Below are 18,217 nucleotides of genomic sequence, written 5' to 3' on the forward strand. Positions count from 1 at the left end.
GTACGTTGGGCAAGCATCAATGAGCGCGGTTGCTCAGAACGAATCCGGGCAGGTGTTCGTCAAATACGGCGACCCGAGTGAAGGCGGGGAAACCGTTGAGGTGACTGCCGACGTCGGGGTGCAGTAATGACAAAAGCTCGCAACATCCTTCGTGACACTTCCGGGGCTTCTATTGTCATTGCGCTGGTGTTCTTCCTTATTTGCGGCATCATCGGGTCGGTGGTGATGACGGCTGCCTCGGTGCAGGCCAAGGCAGCGCAGACGCATGTGGACTTGCAGCAGAAAGAGTACGCGATGCAGTCGGCAGCGAAGCTGATGGCTCAGCAGCTGGGCGGCGAGGATGCTGTCTGGGAGGAGAAATCGGTAGTCGTTAAAATCGCCTACGATACCGCAGGTGAGGCGAGTGTCGATACGAATAGCTTGCGTTCGATGATCGGCCAGAGTTTCTGGACCGAACGGCGCACGAAGGACATCCTCGCCGCCCGCGCGGAGGGGAAGGATTACGTGCTGGGAAGCTCCGCATCCAACCGGTTGCTCATCGACCCTCCAAGCGAAGCGGGGGGTCTCGCCCCGGTGTACGGCTGTATCACGGTGGATCCCGACCTCAACATCACCGTGGAGTTGTCGCTCGATTCCGCTTTCGCGGCGGATTCCCCCTACAACACCACCATCTCCATCCAATGCACGCCCACGTTCGATAGCCAAGGCCGCGTGACGGTGATCGAGTACGGCGACAACACCACCGTGAAGAAGACGGAGGCGGCGTGATGATCGGCAAAACGACGCGCGTGCTGCGCGAGAAACTACAAGATTGCCACGGCGACACGATGGTGGAGGTGCTGGCGGCAGTGTTCATCGCGGCGCTGGGCGCCACGATGCTCGCCACCATGGTGACGGTGTCGGCAACTGCTTCGGCCCGAAGCCAGCAGGTGCTGAACGCCTCGTACGCCGCGGAGGCTTCTTTATACGATTCGTCTTCCTACGGGCCTGTCGTGTCTGTAACGCTTCCGGACTCTTCGACCGCAGTTCCCATCAAAGTGAGCGTATACCAGTCGGGCGGCTATGCATACTACGAGGAGGGTCGGTAGCATGACGCCCCTTCTCGACAAAGCGTCGCTTCGATCCCGCCTGCGCGACACGCGGGGGTTCATGATTGCGGAGCAGCTGGCCAGCATAGTGTTCATCGGGCTTCTTTGCGTTGCGGTGGGCGTCGGGCTGCAGGTGGCCATGAACTCGTACACCTCCATCACCCGGCAGGCGCAGGCCGACGCGCTGCTGCAACAGGCGGTGGAGGTAGTGAGCGACGAGCTGACGTACGCGCGCGACGTGGAGGGCGAGGGAACGCAGGCGCCCGATAACCCGCTGTACTTCACCAGCCCCACGCGTCACGAGCCGGCGGTGCTGCAATCGCGCGATGCCGGCGAAGACGGCATCGAAGACGGCATCTGGCTGAACGCGGCCGGAGAGCAGTCGCAAATCGTGCCGGCACGCGACGGCCTCGCGCCCAAGCTGGCAGAGCTTTCATACAACGCGGACAACGAGACCTGGAGTTTCCGCATCACCATCGCATCAGGTGAGGACGTGGCGGCCGAAACTGCCATGACCGTGAAGAGGATAGGATCGTAAATGGCGTACAAACGGTTGGGAGACGTGCTGATAGACGCGGGCCTCATCACCGAGGACCAGCTGGGACACGCGCTCAAACAGCAGAAAGAGACGAAACGCCGCCTGGGCGACGAGCTCATCGCCGAAGGCGTCATCACGGAAGCGGGCCTCATCGAGGCGCTGCAGATGCAGCTGGGCGTGGAGTTCGTCGACCTTTCGGCGATCGACCTCGACCCCGAGCTAAGCCGCGTGATCAGCAAGAACGTCGCACGCCAGTACAACGTGGTGCCCGTGCGCACTTCGCCCGACGAGGTGTGCCTGGCCATGAGCGACCCGCTGAACTTCATGGCCATCGAAGCGGTGAAGAACGCCACTCGGAAGCGCGTCATCCCTATGGTGACCACGCATGATTCGCTGATGCGCGCCATCATGACGCTGTACGGCAACGAGGGTGCCGCCCGCGCCATCGAGGAGATGAAGCGCGACGCCCGCACGACAGGCGCCGACGACGCCTCGACCGGATCGTTCCAAACCTCCACGCTGGGCGACGACGCCGACGCGCAATCGGCTCCCACGGTGCGTCTCGTGAACAGCATCATCGAGCGAGCCGCCACCGAGCGCGCCAGCGATATCCACCTGGAGCCGCGCGAGATCGACCTGCATGTGCGCATGCGTATCGACGGCGTGCTGCGCACGATCCTCACGGTGCCGAAGGAGCTGCAGGCTTCGGTCATCTCGCGTTTGAAGATCATGGGCGGTATGAACACCTCGGAGCGCCGCGTGCCTCAGGACGGCCGCGCAAACATCCGCTTGAAGAAGCAGGACATCGACCTGCGCATCAACACGCTGCCCACCATCCACGGCGAGACGGTGGTCATCCGCCTGCTGGACAAGAGCGAGGCGCTGTTCGACCCGGCGGGCATCGGCCTGGAGGGCGACAACCTGGAGAAGTACCAGCGGCTCATCGGCTCGAACAACGGCATGGTGCTGATCGTGGGCCCCACCGGCTCGGGCAAAAGCTCCACCATGTACACGATGATCCGCCAGCTGAACACCGATTCGGTGAACCTCGTCACGCTGGAAGACCCTGTGGAATACAACATCGACGGCGTGAACCAGGTGCAGATCAACGAGAAAACGGGCATGACCTTCGCCAGCGGCCTGCGCGCCATCCTGCGCCAGGACCCCGACATCGTGGCGGTGGGCGAGGTTCGCGACGGTGAGACGGCCGAGATCGCCATGCGCGCCGCCATCACCGGCCACCTGGTGCTGTCCACCGTGCACACCTACGACGCGGCGTCCACCATCGACCGTCTCATCGACATCGGCGTGGAGCCGTACCTCATCGCCAGCGGCGTGCGCGGCGTCATCTCGCAGCGCCTCGTGCGCAAGGTGTGCCCCCATTGCCGCGAGGAGTATCGGCCCAGCCCCGAGGAGTTTGAGGCTATCGGCCTGCGATACGATCCCGGCGTGAGGTTCTACCGCGGATCGGGCTGCCCGATGTGCTTCGGCACGGGCTACCGCGGGCGCACGGGCGTGTTCGAGATCCTGGTGATCGACCGCGCGCTGCGCAGCCGCATCACGGGCGGCGCCACGCGCGAGGAGCTGAAGGACGCCATCGAGCGCACGGGCTCGTTCAAGACGATGGAGGACAGCTGCCGCGAGCTGGTGCTGACCGGCGTGACCACCGTCGAGGAAGCCCGCAAAACCATCACCGCGCTGGAGTAGGGAAGAGGAAGGCGGATGCCAAAAGCGCGGCGATAGCAGCAAACCGAAAGAGAAGGACCACGCATGAACGTTGAGCACATCATAGACATGGCGCGCCAGGCAGGCGCTTCCGACGTGCACCTGGTGTGCGGTCTGCCCGTGAAGTTCCGCCTGGCCGGGCGTCTTGAGAACGCGGGCGTGGACGGCGACGCACCGTTGTCGCACGACGATTGCGAGCAGCTGGCCCGCCGTTTGGCCGGAGACGATTTCGACCGCATCCAGCGGATCGGCGAGCTGGATCGCGCCGAGACCATCGGGGGCGTGCGCGTGCGCATCAACCTGTTCCGCCAGCAAGGCCATGTGAGTGCGGCTTTGCGCCTGCTGTCCGATCGCATCCCCGCGCTGGAGACGTTGGGCTTGCCGTCTGCGGTCATGGACTTCCCGCGCATCCAGCGCGGCATCGTGGTGGTGACGGGCGAAACCGGCAGCGGCAAGTCCACCACGCTGGCGGCGCTCATCGACAGCATCAACCACACGCGCGCCGAGAACATCATCACCATGGAAGACCCAATCGAGTACGTGTACACGCCCGACCAGTCCGTCATCTCGCAGCGCGAGATCGGCCAGGACACCGAAAGCTACAGCAACGCCCTGCGCGCCGTGTTGCGCGAGGACCCCGACATCATCCTCGTCGGCGAGATGCGCGACCTCGACACCATCCAAACGGCGCTGACCGCCGCCGAGACGGGCCACTTCGTGCTGGCCACGCTGCACACGAAAAGCGCTGCCGACTCCATCGACCGCATGGTGGACGTGTTCCCCGAGGGCTTGCAGCGCCAGGTGCGCATGCAGCTGTCCACCACGCTGGTGGCCGTGCTGTCGCAGCAGCTGCTGCCGCGCCGCGACGGCATGGGCCGCGCGCTGGCGTGCGAGCTGATGATGGTGACGCCTGCCATCCGCAACCTCATCCGCGAGGGCAAGACGCCGCAGATAGCCGGCTCGCTGGCCACGTCGGCCTCGGCGGGCAGCGTGACCATGGACAACGCGCTGATCGCCCTGGCCCGCAACCGCGACATCACGTCCCAAACCGCCATCGATGCCGCGCACGACGTCGACTACGTGAGAAAGAGCGTTCGCTGATGCCAACCTTCACTTACACCGGGATAACGGCCGCCGGCCAGCAGATCGACGGCGTGGTCGAGGCGTTCGACGAGATCGAGGCCATGGAACGCGCGCGCGAGCAGTGCCGTGTCGTCCAAAGCGTGGTCCCCGTGCGCGAGGGCAAAAACCTGCTGTCCATGGACATCACGAAGCCGAAGGCCAAGCAGAAGAACCTTGCCGTCATGTGCGCCCAGTTCGCCACCATCCTGAACGCGGGCGTGCCCGCCGCGCGCGCCACGTCGCTGGTGGCCGACCAGGTGACCGACAAGTATCTGAAACGCGTGCTGGCCGACGTGGCCGCCGACGTGGCGTCGGGCCACAGCCTGGCCGAGAGTTTCCAAAGCAAGGGCGAGAACCTGCCGCGCGTGTTCATCGAGACGGTGCGCGCCGGCGAGGAGAGCGGGCATCTGCCCGAGAGCTTCCAACGCCTGCACGGGTACTTCGACAAGCGCGCGAAGGTGTCGGCCAAGGTGCAAAGCGCCGTGACCTACCCCATCTTCGTGGCGGTGATCGCCGTGGTGGTGCTGGCCATCATGATGGTGATGGTGATCCCCTCGATGACGGGCATGATCGCATCGCTGGGGGCGGATACGCCGGCCATGACCCAGTTTTTGATCGACGCTTCGAACTTCGTCACCGACAACTTCCTGCTGATCGCGGTGGTGCTGGCGCTGATCGTCGTGGGCGTGAAGCTGTTCGGCACCACGGAGCGCGGCAAGACGACGTTCGCCGTTTTGAAGCTGCGGCTGCCGGTGCTGGGCGCGGTGGGCGTGTGCTCGGGCGCGGCTCAGTTCGCGAACACGATGGCCATGCTGGTGACGGCCGGCCTTCCTGCCACGCGGGCGGTGGCCATCACGTCGCGCGTGATGAGCAACTATGTGCTGTCGCGCGAGGTGGGGCGCTTGGAGGCCGGTTTGGAGGAAGGGCGCACGCTGGGCGAGGGCCTGGAGGCCAGCACGTACCTGCCGCGCACGCTGGTCGAGATGGTCACCGTGGGTGAGCACACCGGCGAGCTGGAGGAGACGCTGGAAACCATGGGCGCGTTCTACGACGACGAGACGCAGCGCGTGACCAACAAGGCGATTTCCATCATGGAGCCCGCCCTGCTTGTTTTGATGGCGTTGTTCGCGGGTTTCATCGTCATCGCGTTGTATTTGCCGATGTTTTCATTGTATGCTGCAATGTAACCGTTCTGACACCGTTTCGTGTCACAGCCGTTACTTTATGCAGAAAAATGTATGGGGATATTTCCGGTGCCCGAATGGCTCGGATAAGGAGAAAGGAACCGATATGAAAGAGATGATCAAGAAGATGCGCGAAGAGCGCGGCGGCTTCACGCTGGCCGAGCTGCTGGTCGTCGTGGCCATCGTGGCCGTGCTGGTGGCCATCGCCGTGCCGCTGTTCTCCAGCTCGCTCACCAGCGCCGAGGAAGCCGTGAAGAAGGCGAACGAGCGCTCGGTGAAGGCCGAAGTGACGACGGGTTACCTCGCCGACGGCTTTGACAAGACCAAGTATAACAACATGTATTATAGCGCTAACGACAAGGGCGACCTGACCGGTCCGGCAAGCGCAGCTTCTGAAGGCGCCAAGTATGTGTACAAGGTGACGATCGATGATTCCACCGATAAAACTAAGCCGACGATCACGGTCACGGACGTGACTGACGGCGAGCCCACTAACTAACGCATGACCATTCCCCTTGGCATCTTCAATCCAGCGCAGGCGGCGTTCCTTCTGGGGATCGCCGCCGTGCTGGGTGCTTGCCTGGGGAGTTTCGTGAACTGCCTGGCATGGCGGCTGGCCAACGGCGAGAGCGTGTTGGCCGGCCGCAGCCATTGCACGTCGTGCGGCCACGTGCTGGGGGCGCTGGACCTCGTCCCTGTGGCATCGTGGCTCGCGCTTCGCGGCCGCTGCCGCCACTGCGGGCAGCGGGTGAGCCCGCGCTACGTCATCGTGGAAGCGCTCATGGCCGCGCTGTTCGCTGCCGTCGTCGTGCGCTACGGGCTGTCGGTGCAAACGGTCGCCTACCTGGTGCTCGTGTGCATCCTCATGTCTGTGGCGTTGGTGGACCTGGACACGTTCATCATTCCGAACGGGTTCGTGGTGGCGGGCTGCGTGCTGTGGCTGGTGTCCATCTGGTTCATGCCCGCGCCGCGCGTGGACGCGTTCTCGGTGGGCAGCCTGTTCTCGGGTTGGGTGCATCCGGGCGGCGCGGTGGCGCTGGACGGCATCGTAGGCGCGGCGGTCGTCGCGGGCGGCGTGCTGGTATTGTCCGTGGCGTTCGACAAGGTGACGAAACGCCGGTCGCTCGGCGGCGGCGACGTCAAACTGCTGTTCATGGTGGGGTTGTTCCTCGGGTTGGCGGGTTCTATGCTGAATCTGCTGATGGCGTGCCTTATGGGGTTGGCGTTCGCGTTTGCTCAGGGGTTTTCCGTTCCTTCTTCGCCGGGCGAGGGCGAAGGCGAGGGGGAAAGCGTCCGAACAAGGGCGATTCCGTTCGGGCCGGCCATTGCCGCGGCCACGGCGTTCACGCTGTTGGCGGGGCCGACCATCCTCACGTGGTACGCGGGATTGTTCTGACAGGATATGCAGCGGGCTGAAAGGAAAACGCGCCGCATGGGCAAAACGTACACGGGTGTCGATATCGGGGACAGCAGCATCAAGCTGGCGGTTTCCGACGGCCAGTCGGTGAGCAAGGTTGCCATCGAGATGCTGCCCGAGGGCCTGGTGGCCGACGGACGCATCGTCAGCCACGACGCGATGGCCGACTTCATCAAAAGCGTGGTAAGAAGCATCGGCGGCGTTTCGAAGGACGTAGCGTTCGTGGTTCCGGGCTCCGACAGCCTGTTCCGTCGTCTGTCGCTTCCCGCCATGACCGAGAAAGAGCTGCGGCTGAACCTGCCGTACGAGTTCCGCGATTACATATCGCAAGGCAAAGACCGCTACGTGTACGATTATGCGATGTTGGGCATGCGCAACGACGCCGACGGCCAGCCCGAAGGCATGGATCTGCTGGCGGTTGCGGCGCCTAAGCAGGCCATCGCCGACTATACCGAGATGTTCCGTCGCGCAGGCTTGAAGCTGAAGGTGGCGCTGCCCGAACAGGCGGCGTACCAGAACCTCGTGGGAGGCAATCCTCGCGCGCTGGCTAACTGCTGCGTGATAGACTTCTCGCATCATATGACCAAGCTGCATTTCTTCCTCGACGGCGCCTACGACGTGGCCCGCGTCATAGAGATCGGCGGCATCGACATCGATCGCGCCATCGCGAACGAATACGGCGTCGACGAGCACGTTGCCGACCAGTACAAGCGCACCGACTACCAGGGCGCGCAGCGCTCCGAGGCCGCCCGCGCGGTGTACCAGTCCATCGCGATTGAAATCGGGCGCGCGCTGAACTTCTACGGCTTCAACAACCCCGACGTTGTCATCGAGGTGGCGTACTGCTGCGGTGGCGGGCTGCTTCTGGATCCGCTGGTAGAGGCGGTGGCTGCCCATGCCGACTTGCGCGTGTCGTCTATCGTCGACGTGCTGCCGCCGATGAGCGCGCCGTTGGGCGAGGCCCTTCGCTGTCCGGTTGCCATCGGCGCCACCATGAAGGCGGGGCGGTAGCCATGGATTTGAAGCAGGAGGTGTCGCTGAGCGCGCTGAAGCGCGGCAAGGCGCCGGCGTACCCCGTCAAGACGTCCATCAACTTGGTAGACACCCAGCAGCAACGCGGCAACCTGCTGGCGCAGCTGGGTCTGTTCGCCATCGCCCTGGTGCTGATCGGCGTATTCGCGAAGTTCGCTGTGGTGGATCCCTTGGCGGCGAGCGCGGCAAGCAGCAACGAGGTTTCCGCAGCGCAGGCGCGCCTGGACGTGCTGGCGGCCGAGAACGCCGACTACGCAGAGCTGAACGCGCAATACGATCGTTATGTGGTGCCGGGGTTGTCCGAAGAAGAGCAGAACCTGGTCGATCGCGATGTGGTTCTGAACTTGCTGCAGCAGAAGGTGATGGGCGTAGGTCACCTGTCGTCGCTGCGCATGGAGAAGAACACGGCCACGGTTACCTGTTTGGGAGCCGATTTGAACGAGGTGTCCGCCCTGGTGGAAAGTTTGGAAAGCGATCAGCGCGTAGCGCATGTGACGGTATCCACGGCGCAGGGCGAGAACGATAGCTCCACGTCGGCTACGATCCAGATCGTGTTCGCGGGGCCGCTGGACGTCGAAGGCGACGGCGGCTCGAAGGAGAAGGGAGCCGGCGATGGCGCGGCGTAGCGTGTTGAACCGCTCGTTCTCCACCAGCGAGAAGGTGCTCATGCTGGTGCTGGCGGTGCTGCTGGTGGTGGCGTGCTACTACTTCCTGGTGGTGAAGAACGTGGCCGACACGATAGCTGCCAATGAAGACCGGCTGGCGGACATCGAGATCAGCGTCAACGCGCAGGAGATGCTTGCGGCCGATCGCGCGCGCATGAAGGCCGAGCTGGAGGCGTTGGGCGAAGACGTCACGCTGCCCGTGGTGGCCGTGTACGACAACATCCGCAACGAGTTGAACGAACTGAACGCGCTGATGGGAGGCGCGACCACGTACAACCTCTCGTTCGCGCAGCCCACCGTGGAGGACAAGCTGGTGCGCCGCGAGGTGACCGTGTCGTTCACGGTGCCCGATTACGCGGCTGCGCTGGACGTGGTGCGCAAGCTGGAGAACGGTACGTACCGTTGCGAGATCACCGACTTCTCCGTGATCGGCGACATGTTGGCCGACGGTACCGCGGACAGCGTCGATGCCGTGCTGACTGTCACCTACTTGGAAACCACGAACGGCGCCGCAACCACCGCCGGCCTCGTTGAAAAAGCCAAGTAGAAAAAGCTTAGAGTCGCAGGATCTTCTGTCATCCTGGCGATCTATTCCGCTTGGTAGCTGCCGATGACGAAGCGGTTCTTGCCGGCGGCTTTCGCACGGTAGAGAGCTTTGTCGGCTTGGCGATAGGCGCTCTGGTACGAGGCGATTTTACCGTGCAGTTCTACGCCGCCGATGCTGAGCGTCACTTCGTGTTCGGTGCCGTACTGGTCGGTGAACGTCACGCCGCGTTTTACGATGCCGGCGCAAGCGCTGGCCAAACGCTCATCGTCGATGCGTCCGTTCACGCAGATGGCGAACTCGTCGCCGCCCAGGCGTCCGATCAGGTCTTGCGGCCTGAACGCGGCCGTCAGCGCCGCGGCCGTCTGTTGCAACGCTCGATCGCCGGCAAGGTGGCCGTACGTATCGTTCACGCCCTTGAAGTCGTCGGTGTCCACCACCAGCACGGCTCCGGCGGTGCCGTTTGACAGCAGCTCCCCCGCCGTTTCTTGGAACGTTTGCCAGTTCAACAATCCGGTGAGGCCGTCGTGGTGGGCGCGTTCGGACAAGTCCATCTTCTCGCGCATTTCATCGTCAATGTTGGCGATTTTCCCGATTACCGAGATGGGTTTGCCCGCATCGTCCTCCACGAAATGGGAAGTGATGCGTATCCACTTCCTATCCTTGTCGGGATTCGCTTCCTCGCGGCACAGCACCTCGGTCACGGCGTTCGACGGCGAGGTGAACGCATCCAGCAGCTCGGGGTTCGCACTGTGCTTGATGAGCTGGCGTGCGTTCTCGTACGAGACGTAGGAGGATCCGTCGTCCATGCTCGTGGCATCGTCAACGTAGGAGCTGGAAAGAAGCGATTTCGACTTCGAAATGCGCAGGGTGTCCGATTTTATGGAATACTCGAAGAACTGCTCGTTTGCCAGGCGGTACAGCTCTTGAAAGCGCAAATTCTCTTCGCGTACGGCGCGCGCCGCATGCATGCGGGAGCGCAGGTACAGCGCAAGCAGAACGATGATGAGCACCAGCAGCGATATGCACGCCAGCGCGAATTCTCCCAGGTGATCCTTGATGAACAGGTTGATCTGCTCGTCCTGGTCGATCAGCGAGTTGTCATAGATGATGGAGTCCAGCTGGGCACTGTTGAGGCTGCGCAGCGCTTTGTTTAAGATGACCAGCAAATCGGGGTCAACCGGCTGCGCGAGGCCGAAGCAGATGTCGATGGATTGCGTCGAGGTGGGCAAATAGAGGATGTTGCTCAGTTCGTCGATGTTGAGGTAGTACGGCGTGGTGTACGACGTGCCGTAGGTGTAGTCGACTTCGCCGGAGTTCACCGCTTCGAGGCATTCTTCAATAGTGTCGTACAGCTGCACCGGCGCGCCTTCAGGGGCGGTTTCAGCCTGGTCCCATAAAAGTGCGATGCTTTTGCCGTCCAGGCGATCGGGGTCTACGAACTTGTTGTATACCAGCAGTATGGAGGTGGTCATGTACGGAGCCGTCATGGCTACGATCTTGTCGATTTCCGTGTTGTCGTCGTCGTTCACGCCGGCAACGATGTCGATGTTCTCCTCGCGCAGCGCAGTGGCCAAATCGTCATAGCGCGGTATGCTCACCACTTCGAACGATAGCCCCGTGTGCTTCGAGAGATATTCCAGAATGCCCTTCGTAACCCCTTTAAACTCGCCGGTTTCCGGGTCGAACGACTGCAGCGGCGGCCTGTCGGTGAGGACGCCTACGCGCAGCGTTTTGTAGTTGCGCGCGTAACGGAGTTCGGCGCTGGTCAGATCGTAGTTGTCCTCCGAGGGGAGGAAGTGCTTCTTGTACAGGGTTTCCTGGAGCTGGGGGTTGCTTTGGTTGATGCGGTCGATGGTGGCATCAAGCTCGTCGATGATCGAGCGCTCGCCCTTAGGCGCGGCGAAGAAGAAGGGCCGTCCAGCGAACGACGACACGATATGGAACCCGTCGAAGATGTTGACGTCGATCTCGAGGAACACGTCGGCTTCGCCGGTTAAGGTTTTGTCGAGCAGCTCTTGCGTGGTGGAGCATTCGACGGTGACCAGGTTGATGCCGTTCTGATCGCAGTAGTACTCGAGCTCCGCGCGGCGCTTCTTCGCGGTGGCGAGGATGGCCACGCGCAGCTCGCTTCGGGTGAACAGATTGGTTTTCGAGACGGTGGCATGTATGTTCGGAGCGAACAGGGCGGTGTGGGCCGAGCCGTAGCTGTTTTCGGGGTATTCGTACATCTCGGCAAGGGCGGCGCTGTACGACATGCTTCCTTCGATGTCCACCTCGCCGTTGTCCAGCATCTCTAAAAGCCGCAAAGCGCGTTCGTTTGCATTGTCGCCCTCGGCTTCCACGAACTCGAACGACCAGCCGGTGAACTGGGCGACGCGCATGAGGTAGTCGTAGGTGTAGCCTTCATAGGTGCCGTCATCGTTTTTTGCGAGCAGGCCTTCGCTGTCGGTGTAACCCACCTTGACGATGCGTGGCTGGTCGGAGGCATGAGCTTCTTCAGTGGTGACCGGTATAAGAAGCGCGCAGGCTAAAACCGCCGAGAGCAGCACTCTCGTGCATAAGCGCAAGGCAGTCGTATGTGATCTCTTCTTCGTCGTGCTTCCTTGTTCCGGGTGGAATATCGGGGTTACAGTATAGCCTCTTTTTTCAAATAATTCGCACGGGGGGTGCTGCCTGTGCGCGATCATTTGCGTGTTCCGCACGGATGTTTCACGTGAAGCATCCGTGCATGGCCGCTCGACAGCAGCCGGGCGCGCAAAAAAGCGCCCCCGAAAGGGAGCGCTTCTGCATTCGAATGGTGGTCGGAGGGGGACTTGAACCCTCGACACGCGGATTTTCAGTCCGCTGCTCTACCAACTGAGCTACCCGACCACGATCAACCGTCCATGGGGACGTGGGACGATATTCTACCATATCCCATAGCCTCAGCAAGAGGAAATTCCCAAAAATCCCCCTCTGCTTACCGGGCCGCCTGCTTGGAAGCCCGGCGCGCATCCATCGGCCGCCTGTCCGCACACCTGTCGGCGTACCTGCCGCGCCGTTCTTCTAGCGATAAACGATCTTGCCAACCGTCACGCCCTCGGCGATCATTGCGACGCCGCGCCACAGCACGAACACGGCTACGAGCAGAGAGAATAAGATCGGCGAGACGAACAGCATAATGGCGCACACGATGTTGACGATGCCCGAGAACAGGCCGATCCCCCATGCTGAGAAGCCGATGCTTTTCGATTTCATCGCCGCGAATATCTCGAACAGGCCGAACACGAGGAAGCACAGGGCCACCAGCCACGAGATGGCCGCGCCGCCCACCAGCGGATGCAGCACGAACATCAGGCCGATCAGCACGTCGAGGATCGCGTAGGCCAATGACCATCCCGACACGCTCATCATAGACCTGAAGCGCACGTAGAACACGATGCCCAGCACGCCTGAGAGCAGGAAGCCCACGCCCGCGATCATGGCGATGGTGGCCAGCGTCAAGTTCGGCGCGAAGCAGCAGAGCAGGCCGCATGCGAGCAGCAGGATTCCCGCCAGTATCAGGCTCCAGTCCCATTTCTTCTTCAATGTCGCCATGAGCGCTCCTCCTCGTCTTGCCTTTCGGCATGCGTTTCTCTGACGCATTGTATCACCGGCTTGCGAGCGTTCGAGCGTTTGTGCGCGAAGGGCGGCTTGACGGCGCGAATCGCCGATTCGCCATACAAGAGCCTTCGCCATACGAAAAAGCCCCGGTCTCCTCAAGCGGTTTGCGATGAACTGCGTGAGGAGACCGGGGCGAGGCGTGGGCCGAGGGTCGTTATGCGGTTTGTTTTCCCGGAGCAGCGTCGACGTCGTCGTCTTCCACGCGTCCGCGGATCTTCTTGACGCTGCGGCCAAGCATGCCGCCGAGCTTCGGAAGGTTCTTCGGTCCGAAGATGATAAGCACCACCACCAGAATAAGTATGAGCTCAGGCATGCCCATTCCGAATATCTTCATCGTGTGCTCCTTCCGGGCTTCCTCGCGTTCAGTGCCGAGCATTATAGCAACTTTAAATTTGTAGTTACTATAATTTTGTAGTAAAACCGACAATTTCGACGAAAAGCGCGGACGGCTCTTATAATGCAGAGCAAACGGCACGGCGAATCGCGGAGGGCGGACGATGGAACAGCGGCAGGCGGACGGCGGGCAGTCGATGGGATTGCGCGAGCGCAAGCGCCGCGCCACGCGGGACGCCATCGAGCGGGCGGCCATCGCCTTGGTGAGCGAGCGCGGCTACGACAACGTCACCGTGGCTCAAATATGCGAGCTTTCTTCCGTATCTCAAGGCACGTTCTTCAACTACTTCCGCACGAAAGACGCGGCTATCGTGGGCATCGGCGAGTACGACCTCGATGCCGACTCTGTGCGCGCCGCATTCGATCGCCTCATGCCCTGCTCGATGCTGCACGCCACGCTCACCTTGTTCCTCGAGGTGGCGGGATCGTTCGATTGGGAAAGCGATATCGCGGCGCAGCGGATCGCGCTCGTCAGTGAAACGCCCTCGCTCATGCAGCTGTTCTTGGACAACGCGTTCGGCTTCGTCAGCGATTTTCGCACTATCGTGGAGGCGTATTTTGAAGCGAATCCTTCGCTGCGCACATGCTCCGATGTTCTGAGCTCGGCGGAAGAGTCGTACATCGTCGTGTCCGAGGCGCTTGAAGCCGCGAAGTTCGCGCTGTACCGCGTCGCCGACGATCCGGCGTCCGGCCTGCCCAGTGCAGACGAAGTAGGAGCGGTGATCAGGCGCATCGTGGGATAGCGCCCACGGCGGCGGTTCGCTACACTGAATGCGAACCAGTTACGGCGACAGAAGGAGTGCGAATGTCCTGCGAACAGAACAGCCCGGTAGTCGGCATCATCATGGGATCCGAAAGCGACATGCCCGCAATGGAGCCGTGCATGAAGCAGCTCGACGAGTTCGGCGTGCCCTACGAGGTGAAGGTGGCTAGTGCGCACCGCAAGCCGGCCGAGGTGCACGAGTGGGCAAGTTCGGCGCACGAGCGAGGCATCCGCGTGATCGTGGCGGCGGCGGGCAAGGCGGCCCACCTGGGCGGCGTCGTGGCGGCGTACACGCCGAACCCCGTGATCACGGTGCCCATGAAGACCAGCGACCTGGGCGGGTTGGACTCGCTGCTGTCCATGGTGCAGATGCCCTCCGGCGTGCCCGTGGCCTGCGTCGCCATCAACGGTGCGAAGAACGCGGCCATCCTGGCCGTGCAGATCCTCGGCACCGGCTGCGACGCCGACCGTCAGAAGATCATCGACTTCAAGCGAGGCATGGCCGACGCGTAGGCGGCGTCCTGCTCGAACGGTTGCAACGTGCGGCCGGATGCGACCTGCATCCGGCCGCGCTGTTTCGTTAGAACGCTCGCGTTGCCACGTAGTCGGTGACGCTTGATTCTCGACAGCGCTTTCTTGGCAACGAGCGTTGCGCCCTTCATGCAAGCCGATAGGGGTAGTCCGCTGTTAAACCAGGATTGGCATAGCCCGGGTAGGCCCGTCCCGCGAAAGCTCGCCGGCGGCTCGGAAGCCCTCCTCGGCCATCGGACAGGCGCTCGTCCCGCCTGATCGCCAGCCGCCCGACAGGGGAAGCGGCGCGCGGCAGTGCATGTCGATCCTGGTTTAGCAGCCGATAGGGTAGCGAATGGCAAAAAGACATCGAATTCGGAATCGCCCGCGCGGATCGCAAGGGCAAAAGAAAGCCCCTCTGCGCATAACGCCTGTTCGTGAGCGTGCTCTTCCGAGCGGCTTTGCGTCGGACACGGTCAAGGCGCAAGATTTCTTCCGAATTCGATGCCTTCTTGCCATTTAGAGATGCTGCGAGTTGCGCGGAAGCGCCACGATGTTTCACGTGAAACATTTGTACGTCTTCGCGCGGATGCAGAGGAAGGGCGCCAGCTGCATCCCGCACCGAATGCGCCCGGGCGGGCCGGGCGGTTTGGCGGTGCGTCCTTCGCGCCCCTCGCGGATGCGACCGCGCGAGGGGCGCGCTTGTACGCTATCATGGATGCTCGAGCGAAAAAGCCGGATGTTTCACGTGAAACATTTGTACGTGATGGGGCAGGCGAGGATCATGACGAAGAAACTGCTGATGGGGAACGAGGCGTTCGCGCATGCGGCGTTGGAGGCCGGGGTGCGCGTGGTGGCGGGCTACCCGGGCACGCCGTCGTCCGAGCTGATCGAGACGGTGGCGAAGCTGCATGCCGACGGCGCCGCGCGCGGCATCCACGTGGAGTGGTCGACGAACGAGAAGTCGGCCTTGGAGCTGCTGGCGGGCGCGTCGTACACGGGCGCGCGCTGCCTGTTCACCTGCAAGCAGGTGGGGCTCAACGTTGCCAGCGACGCGCTGATGAGCTTGAACTACGTGGGCGTGAAGGGCGGCATGGTGCTGTTCGTGGCCGACGATCCCGGTCCCATCTCGTCGCAGACCGAGCAGGACACGCGCCGCTTCGCCAGCTTCGCGAAGCTGCCGGTGCTCGATCCCGCCACGCCCGACCAGGGCTTCGACATGATGCAGGCCGCATTCGACCTGTCCGAGCGCTACCATACGCCCGTCATCGTGCGTCCCACCACGCGCATCAACCACGCCTCGACGTTCTTCGACGTCGCGGACGCCACCGACGCGCGCCCGGTGCCCGACGAGGGCTTCGAGCGCAACCCGAAGTGGGTCATCTTCCCGCGCCGCGCCTACCAGGCGCACGGCGAGATCAACGAGCGTTTGGCGGCCATCGCGCACGATTTCGCCGTCGATCCCGCGCTGGCCGCGTTCAACCCGATGGTCGAGGGCGGCGCGCAGTCGACCGAGGATGTACGAACGAATGTTTCACGTGAAACATTCGACGACGGGAGCATGCCGAAGACGGCGACGAGTGCGGGCGCCAAGGCGGTGGGGATCGGCGCGGGCGCGTCGGAGTCTGCAGCTGCCGCAGTCGCGCCGCGCCTCGGCATCGTGGCGGGCGGCGTGTCGGCCGCCTATGCGCGCGAGGCGCTGCGCATGGTGGAAGCGCGCGCGGCGGCAGCGGGCGTGGAAATGCCCGCGTACCGGTTCTGGCAGGTGGGAACGCCCTACCCGTTCCCGGAGGAGCTGGCCGCGACGTTCGCGGAAGGCCTCGACGAAGTGCTCGTTCTGGAAGAGCTGGACCACGTGCTGGAGGATGCGCTGCTCGTGCATGCTGGTCGCACGCATGCGACCTACGAAGTGCGCGGCCGTCTGACCGGCGACGCGCGCGACCGTGGCGAGAACGACGTGGACGATTGCGCCGCCCGCATCGCGCGTTTCCTCGGCATCCCGCAGGTGATCGCCCCTGCAGCGGGCGCCCCTTCGGAATCCTATTCGGCATCGCCCGTCCCTGCGCAACAACCCGTTTCTGCGACGGCTGCATCGGCTTCTTCGCCTTCTGAGGTGTCGTCGTCCTCGTCCGCGGCGACTTCCGCTTCTGCCGACAAGTCTGGAACGAACGTTTCACGTGAAACGTTCGCCTACGACGCGCCTGCCGACGCGCCGCTGCCCGTGCGCCCGCCCGTGCTGTGCGCGGGCTGCCCCCATCGCGGCAGCTTCTACGCGGTGAAGCGCGCGCTGGGGAAGACGTCCGCCGTGCTGTGCGGCGACATCGGCTGCTACACGCTGGGCAACGCGATGCCGCTGGACGCCGTGGACACCTGCCTGTGCATGGGCGCGGGCATCACGATGGCGCAGGGCTTCGCCGTGGCCGAGCCGCACAAGAAGACGCTGGCGTTCGTGGGCGACTCCACGTTCTTCGCCAGCGGGCTGCCTGGCCTGGTGAACGCCGTGTACAACGGCCACGACATCACCGTGTGCGTGCTGGACAACGCCACCACGGCCATGACCGGCTCGCAGCCGCATCCCGGCACCGGCGTCACGCTCATGGGGCCGAAGCGCCAACCCATCTCCATCCCGCGCGTGTTGGAGGCCGTCGGCTTCGACTGCATCGTGCATGCGAACCCGCTCGACCTCGATGCTTCGGTGGCGGCCGTGCGCGAGGCGCTCGACCATGAAGGCCCCAGCGCCGTCCTGTTCGAGTCGCCGTGCATCCAGCTGGTGAAGCCGGACGCGCCCGCCGTCGTGGATGCCGAAACGTGCACGGGCTGCAAGAAGTGCATCACCGAGATCGGCTGTCCCGGCATCGGCTTCGACGCCGACGCGCGCGGCCCGCGCAGCAAGCAGCGTGGCCAGGCGTTCGTCGACCCCAGCCTCTGCAACGGTTGCGGCCTATGCGTCCAAGTGTGCCCCTTCGATGCGCTGTCGATGACGGAACCCCAAACAGATGTTTCACGTGAAACATCTTCGGACGCTTCTGGGTCGGAAGGAGGCTGCCATGCGTAACGTGTTGCTTTCGGGCGTAGGCGGACAGGGCACCGTGCTGGCGGCGAAGGTGCTGGCCCAGGCCGCGCAGGACAAGGGTTGGCAAGTGCGCACGGCCGAGACTATCGGCATGGCGCAGCGCGGCGGCAACGTGGTGTCGCACGTGCGCATGGGCGACGCGGGCGAGGAGGTGTTCGCCCCGCTGCTGGCCGAGGGCACGGCCGACCTCGTCATCGCGTTCGAGCCGGCCGAGGCCGCCCGCGTGCTGCCGTTCCTCGCGCCCGACGGGCTGCTGGTCACGGCCACTACAGCCATCCAGCCGGTCACGGCGGCGCTGTCCGACAAGCCCTATCGCGCCGACAACGTGCTGGCGAGCATCGAGCGATCGCTGGCGGGCACCGGCGCGCGCTTCGTCGCGGTGGACGATGTCGCGCTTACCGACGCGGTGGGCAGCCGCAAGGTGTTGAACTCGGTGCTGCTGGCCAGCGCTCTCAAGGAGGGCCGCATCGCGCTCGACCTCGACGACCTGCGACGCGCCCTCGAGGAGTGCGTGAAGC

18 protein-coding genes and 1 tRNA gene are annotated in these 18,217 nt (G+C 63.4%); 15 read left to right on the plus strand and 4 right to left on the minus strand.

The genetic code is table 11. The annotated features are described in order from the left end of the window. Nucleotides 1-126 precede the first annotated feature (126 nt). The 11 genes from ACMO6A_RS11240 to ACMO6A_RS11290 all read left to right on the plus strand — a co-directional run bounded on the left by ACMO6A_RS11240 (nt 127) and on the right by ACMO6A_RS11290 (nt 9,318). Entirely contained in the window at nt 127-768 is a 642-nt protein-coding gene (locus tag ACMO6A_RS11240) for a hypothetical protein (protein WP_015759780.1), read from the plus strand. Further along, nucleotides 768-1,088 carry a hypothetical protein gene (locus ACMO6A_RS11245; protein WP_009608928.1) on the plus strand — a complete coding sequence of 107 codons (321 nt, stop codon included), beginning with the start codon at nt 768-770 and terminating at the stop codon, nt 1,086-1,088. Before ACMO6A_RS11240 ends, ACMO6A_RS11245 begins: the two co-directional genes overlap by 1 nt. A 1-nt stretch (nt 1,089) precedes the next feature. Then, entirely contained in the window at nt 1,090-1,626 is a 537-nt protein-coding gene (locus tag ACMO6A_RS11250) for a hypothetical protein (protein ID WP_009608934.1), read from the plus strand. Further along, on the plus strand, nt 1,627-3,333 hold the full coding sequence (locus ACMO6A_RS11255) for a GspE/PulE family protein (protein WP_161170808.1): 1,707 nt from the start codon (nt 1,627-1,629) through the stop codon (nt 3,331-3,333). 63 nt (nt 3,334-3,396) lie between these two features. Beyond that, complete coding sequence (locus tag ACMO6A_RS11260) at nt 3,397-4,452, plus strand: type IV pilus twitching motility protein PilT (RefSeq protein WP_418471278.1); 1,056 nt, start codon at nt 3,397-3,399, stop codon at nt 4,450-4,452. Next, a complete protein-coding gene (locus tag ACMO6A_RS11265; RefSeq protein ID WP_009608958.1) occupies nt 4,452-5,660 on the plus strand; it encodes a type II secretion system F family protein in 1,209 nt (402 codons plus the stop codon). The genes ACMO6A_RS11260 and ACMO6A_RS11265 overlap by 1 nt, the downstream gene beginning before the upstream one ends. A gap of 103 nt (nt 5,661-5,763) precedes the next feature. Next, entirely contained in the window at nt 5,764-6,156 is a 393-nt protein-coding gene (locus ACMO6A_RS11270; RefSeq protein WP_009608922.1) for a prepilin-type N-terminal cleavage/methylation domain-containing protein, read from the plus strand. Nucleotides 6,157-6,159: 3 nt separating this feature from the next. After that, complete coding sequence (locus ACMO6A_RS11275) at nt 6,160-7,053, plus strand: prepilin peptidase (RefSeq protein WP_114552279.1); 894 nt, start codon at nt 6,160-6,162, stop codon at nt 7,051-7,053. 36 nt (nt 7,054-7,089) lie between these two features. Then, entirely contained in the window at nt 7,090-8,085 is a 996-nt protein-coding gene (gene pilM / locus ACMO6A_RS11280) for a pilus assembly protein PilM (protein ID WP_114552278.1), read from the plus strand. Nucleotides 8,086-8,087: 2 nt separating this feature from the next. Continuing rightward, nucleotides 8,088-8,732 carry a hypothetical protein gene (locus ACMO6A_RS11285; protein WP_009608959.1) on the plus strand — a complete coding sequence of 215 codons (645 nt, stop codon included), beginning with the start codon at nt 8,088-8,090 and terminating at the stop codon, nt 8,730-8,732. Further along, on the plus strand, nt 8,719-9,318 hold the full coding sequence (locus ACMO6A_RS11290; protein ID WP_418471279.1) for a hypothetical protein: 600 nt from the start codon (nt 8,719-8,721) through the stop codon (nt 9,316-9,318). Before ACMO6A_RS11285 ends, ACMO6A_RS11290 begins: the two co-directional genes overlap by 14 nt. 41 nt (nt 9,319-9,359) lie before the next feature. Here the strand turns inward: ACMO6A_RS11290 and ACMO6A_RS11295 are convergent, their stop codons facing one another. The 4 genes from ACMO6A_RS11295 to ACMO6A_RS11310 all read right to left on the minus strand — a co-directional run bounded on the left by ACMO6A_RS11295 (nt 9,360) and on the right by ACMO6A_RS11310 (nt 13,294). Then, complete coding sequence (locus tag ACMO6A_RS11295; protein ID WP_227109767.1) at nt 9,360-11,777, minus strand: GGDEF domain-containing protein; 2,418 nt, start codon at nt 11,775-11,777, stop codon at nt 9,360-9,362. Between the two features lie 336 nt (nt 11,778-12,113). Then, nucleotides 12,114-12,189 (minus strand) — tRNA-Phe (locus ACMO6A_RS11300). 174 nt (nt 12,190-12,363) lie between these two features. After that, nucleotides 12,364-12,894, minus strand: coding sequence for an HdeD family acid-resistance protein (locus ACMO6A_RS11305; protein ID WP_009305630.1), 531 nt, complete (start codon nt 12,892-12,894; stop codon nt 12,364-12,366). A 220-nt stretch (nt 12,895-13,114) separates the two neighbouring features. Continuing rightward, complete coding sequence (locus ACMO6A_RS11310; RefSeq protein ID WP_009305631.1) at nt 13,115-13,294, minus strand: twin-arginine translocase TatA/TatE family subunit; 180 nt, start codon at nt 13,292-13,294, stop codon at nt 13,115-13,117. Between the two features lie 163 nt (nt 13,295-13,457). Here ACMO6A_RS11310 and ACMO6A_RS11315 point away from each other — a divergent pair, with 163 nt between their 5' ends. From ACMO6A_RS11315 to ACMO6A_RS11330, 4 genes are all read left to right on the plus strand, one after another. Continuing rightward, complete coding sequence (locus tag ACMO6A_RS11315; protein ID WP_114552276.1) at nt 13,458-14,096, plus strand: TetR/AcrR family transcriptional regulator; 639 nt, start codon at nt 13,458-13,460, stop codon at nt 14,094-14,096. Between the two features lie 62 nt (nt 14,097-14,158). Beyond that, a complete protein-coding gene (gene purE / locus ACMO6A_RS11320; RefSeq protein WP_009305633.1) occupies nt 14,159-14,629 on the plus strand; it encodes a 5-(carboxyamino)imidazole ribonucleotide mutase in 471 nt (156 codons plus the stop codon). Between the two features lie 781 nt (nt 14,630-15,410). Beyond that, nucleotides 15,411-17,681, plus strand: a complete 2,271-nt coding sequence (locus ACMO6A_RS11325; protein ID WP_418471280.1) for a thiamine pyrophosphate-dependent enzyme — start codon at nt 15,411-15,413, stop codon at nt 17,679-17,681. Continuing rightward, nucleotides 17,674-18,217, plus strand: a 544-nt coding sequence (locus tag ACMO6A_RS11330; RefSeq protein WP_418471281.1) for a 2-oxoacid:acceptor oxidoreductase family protein, incomplete at its 3' end; no start/stop codon positions are given. The genes ACMO6A_RS11325 and ACMO6A_RS11330, both read left to right, overlap by 8 nt.

Origin of the sequence: Eggerthella sp. (genome assembly GCF_048329335.1) — a bacterium.
GTDB lineage: Bacteria > Actinomycetota > Coriobacteriia > Coriobacteriales > Eggerthellaceae > Eggerthella > Eggerthella lenta.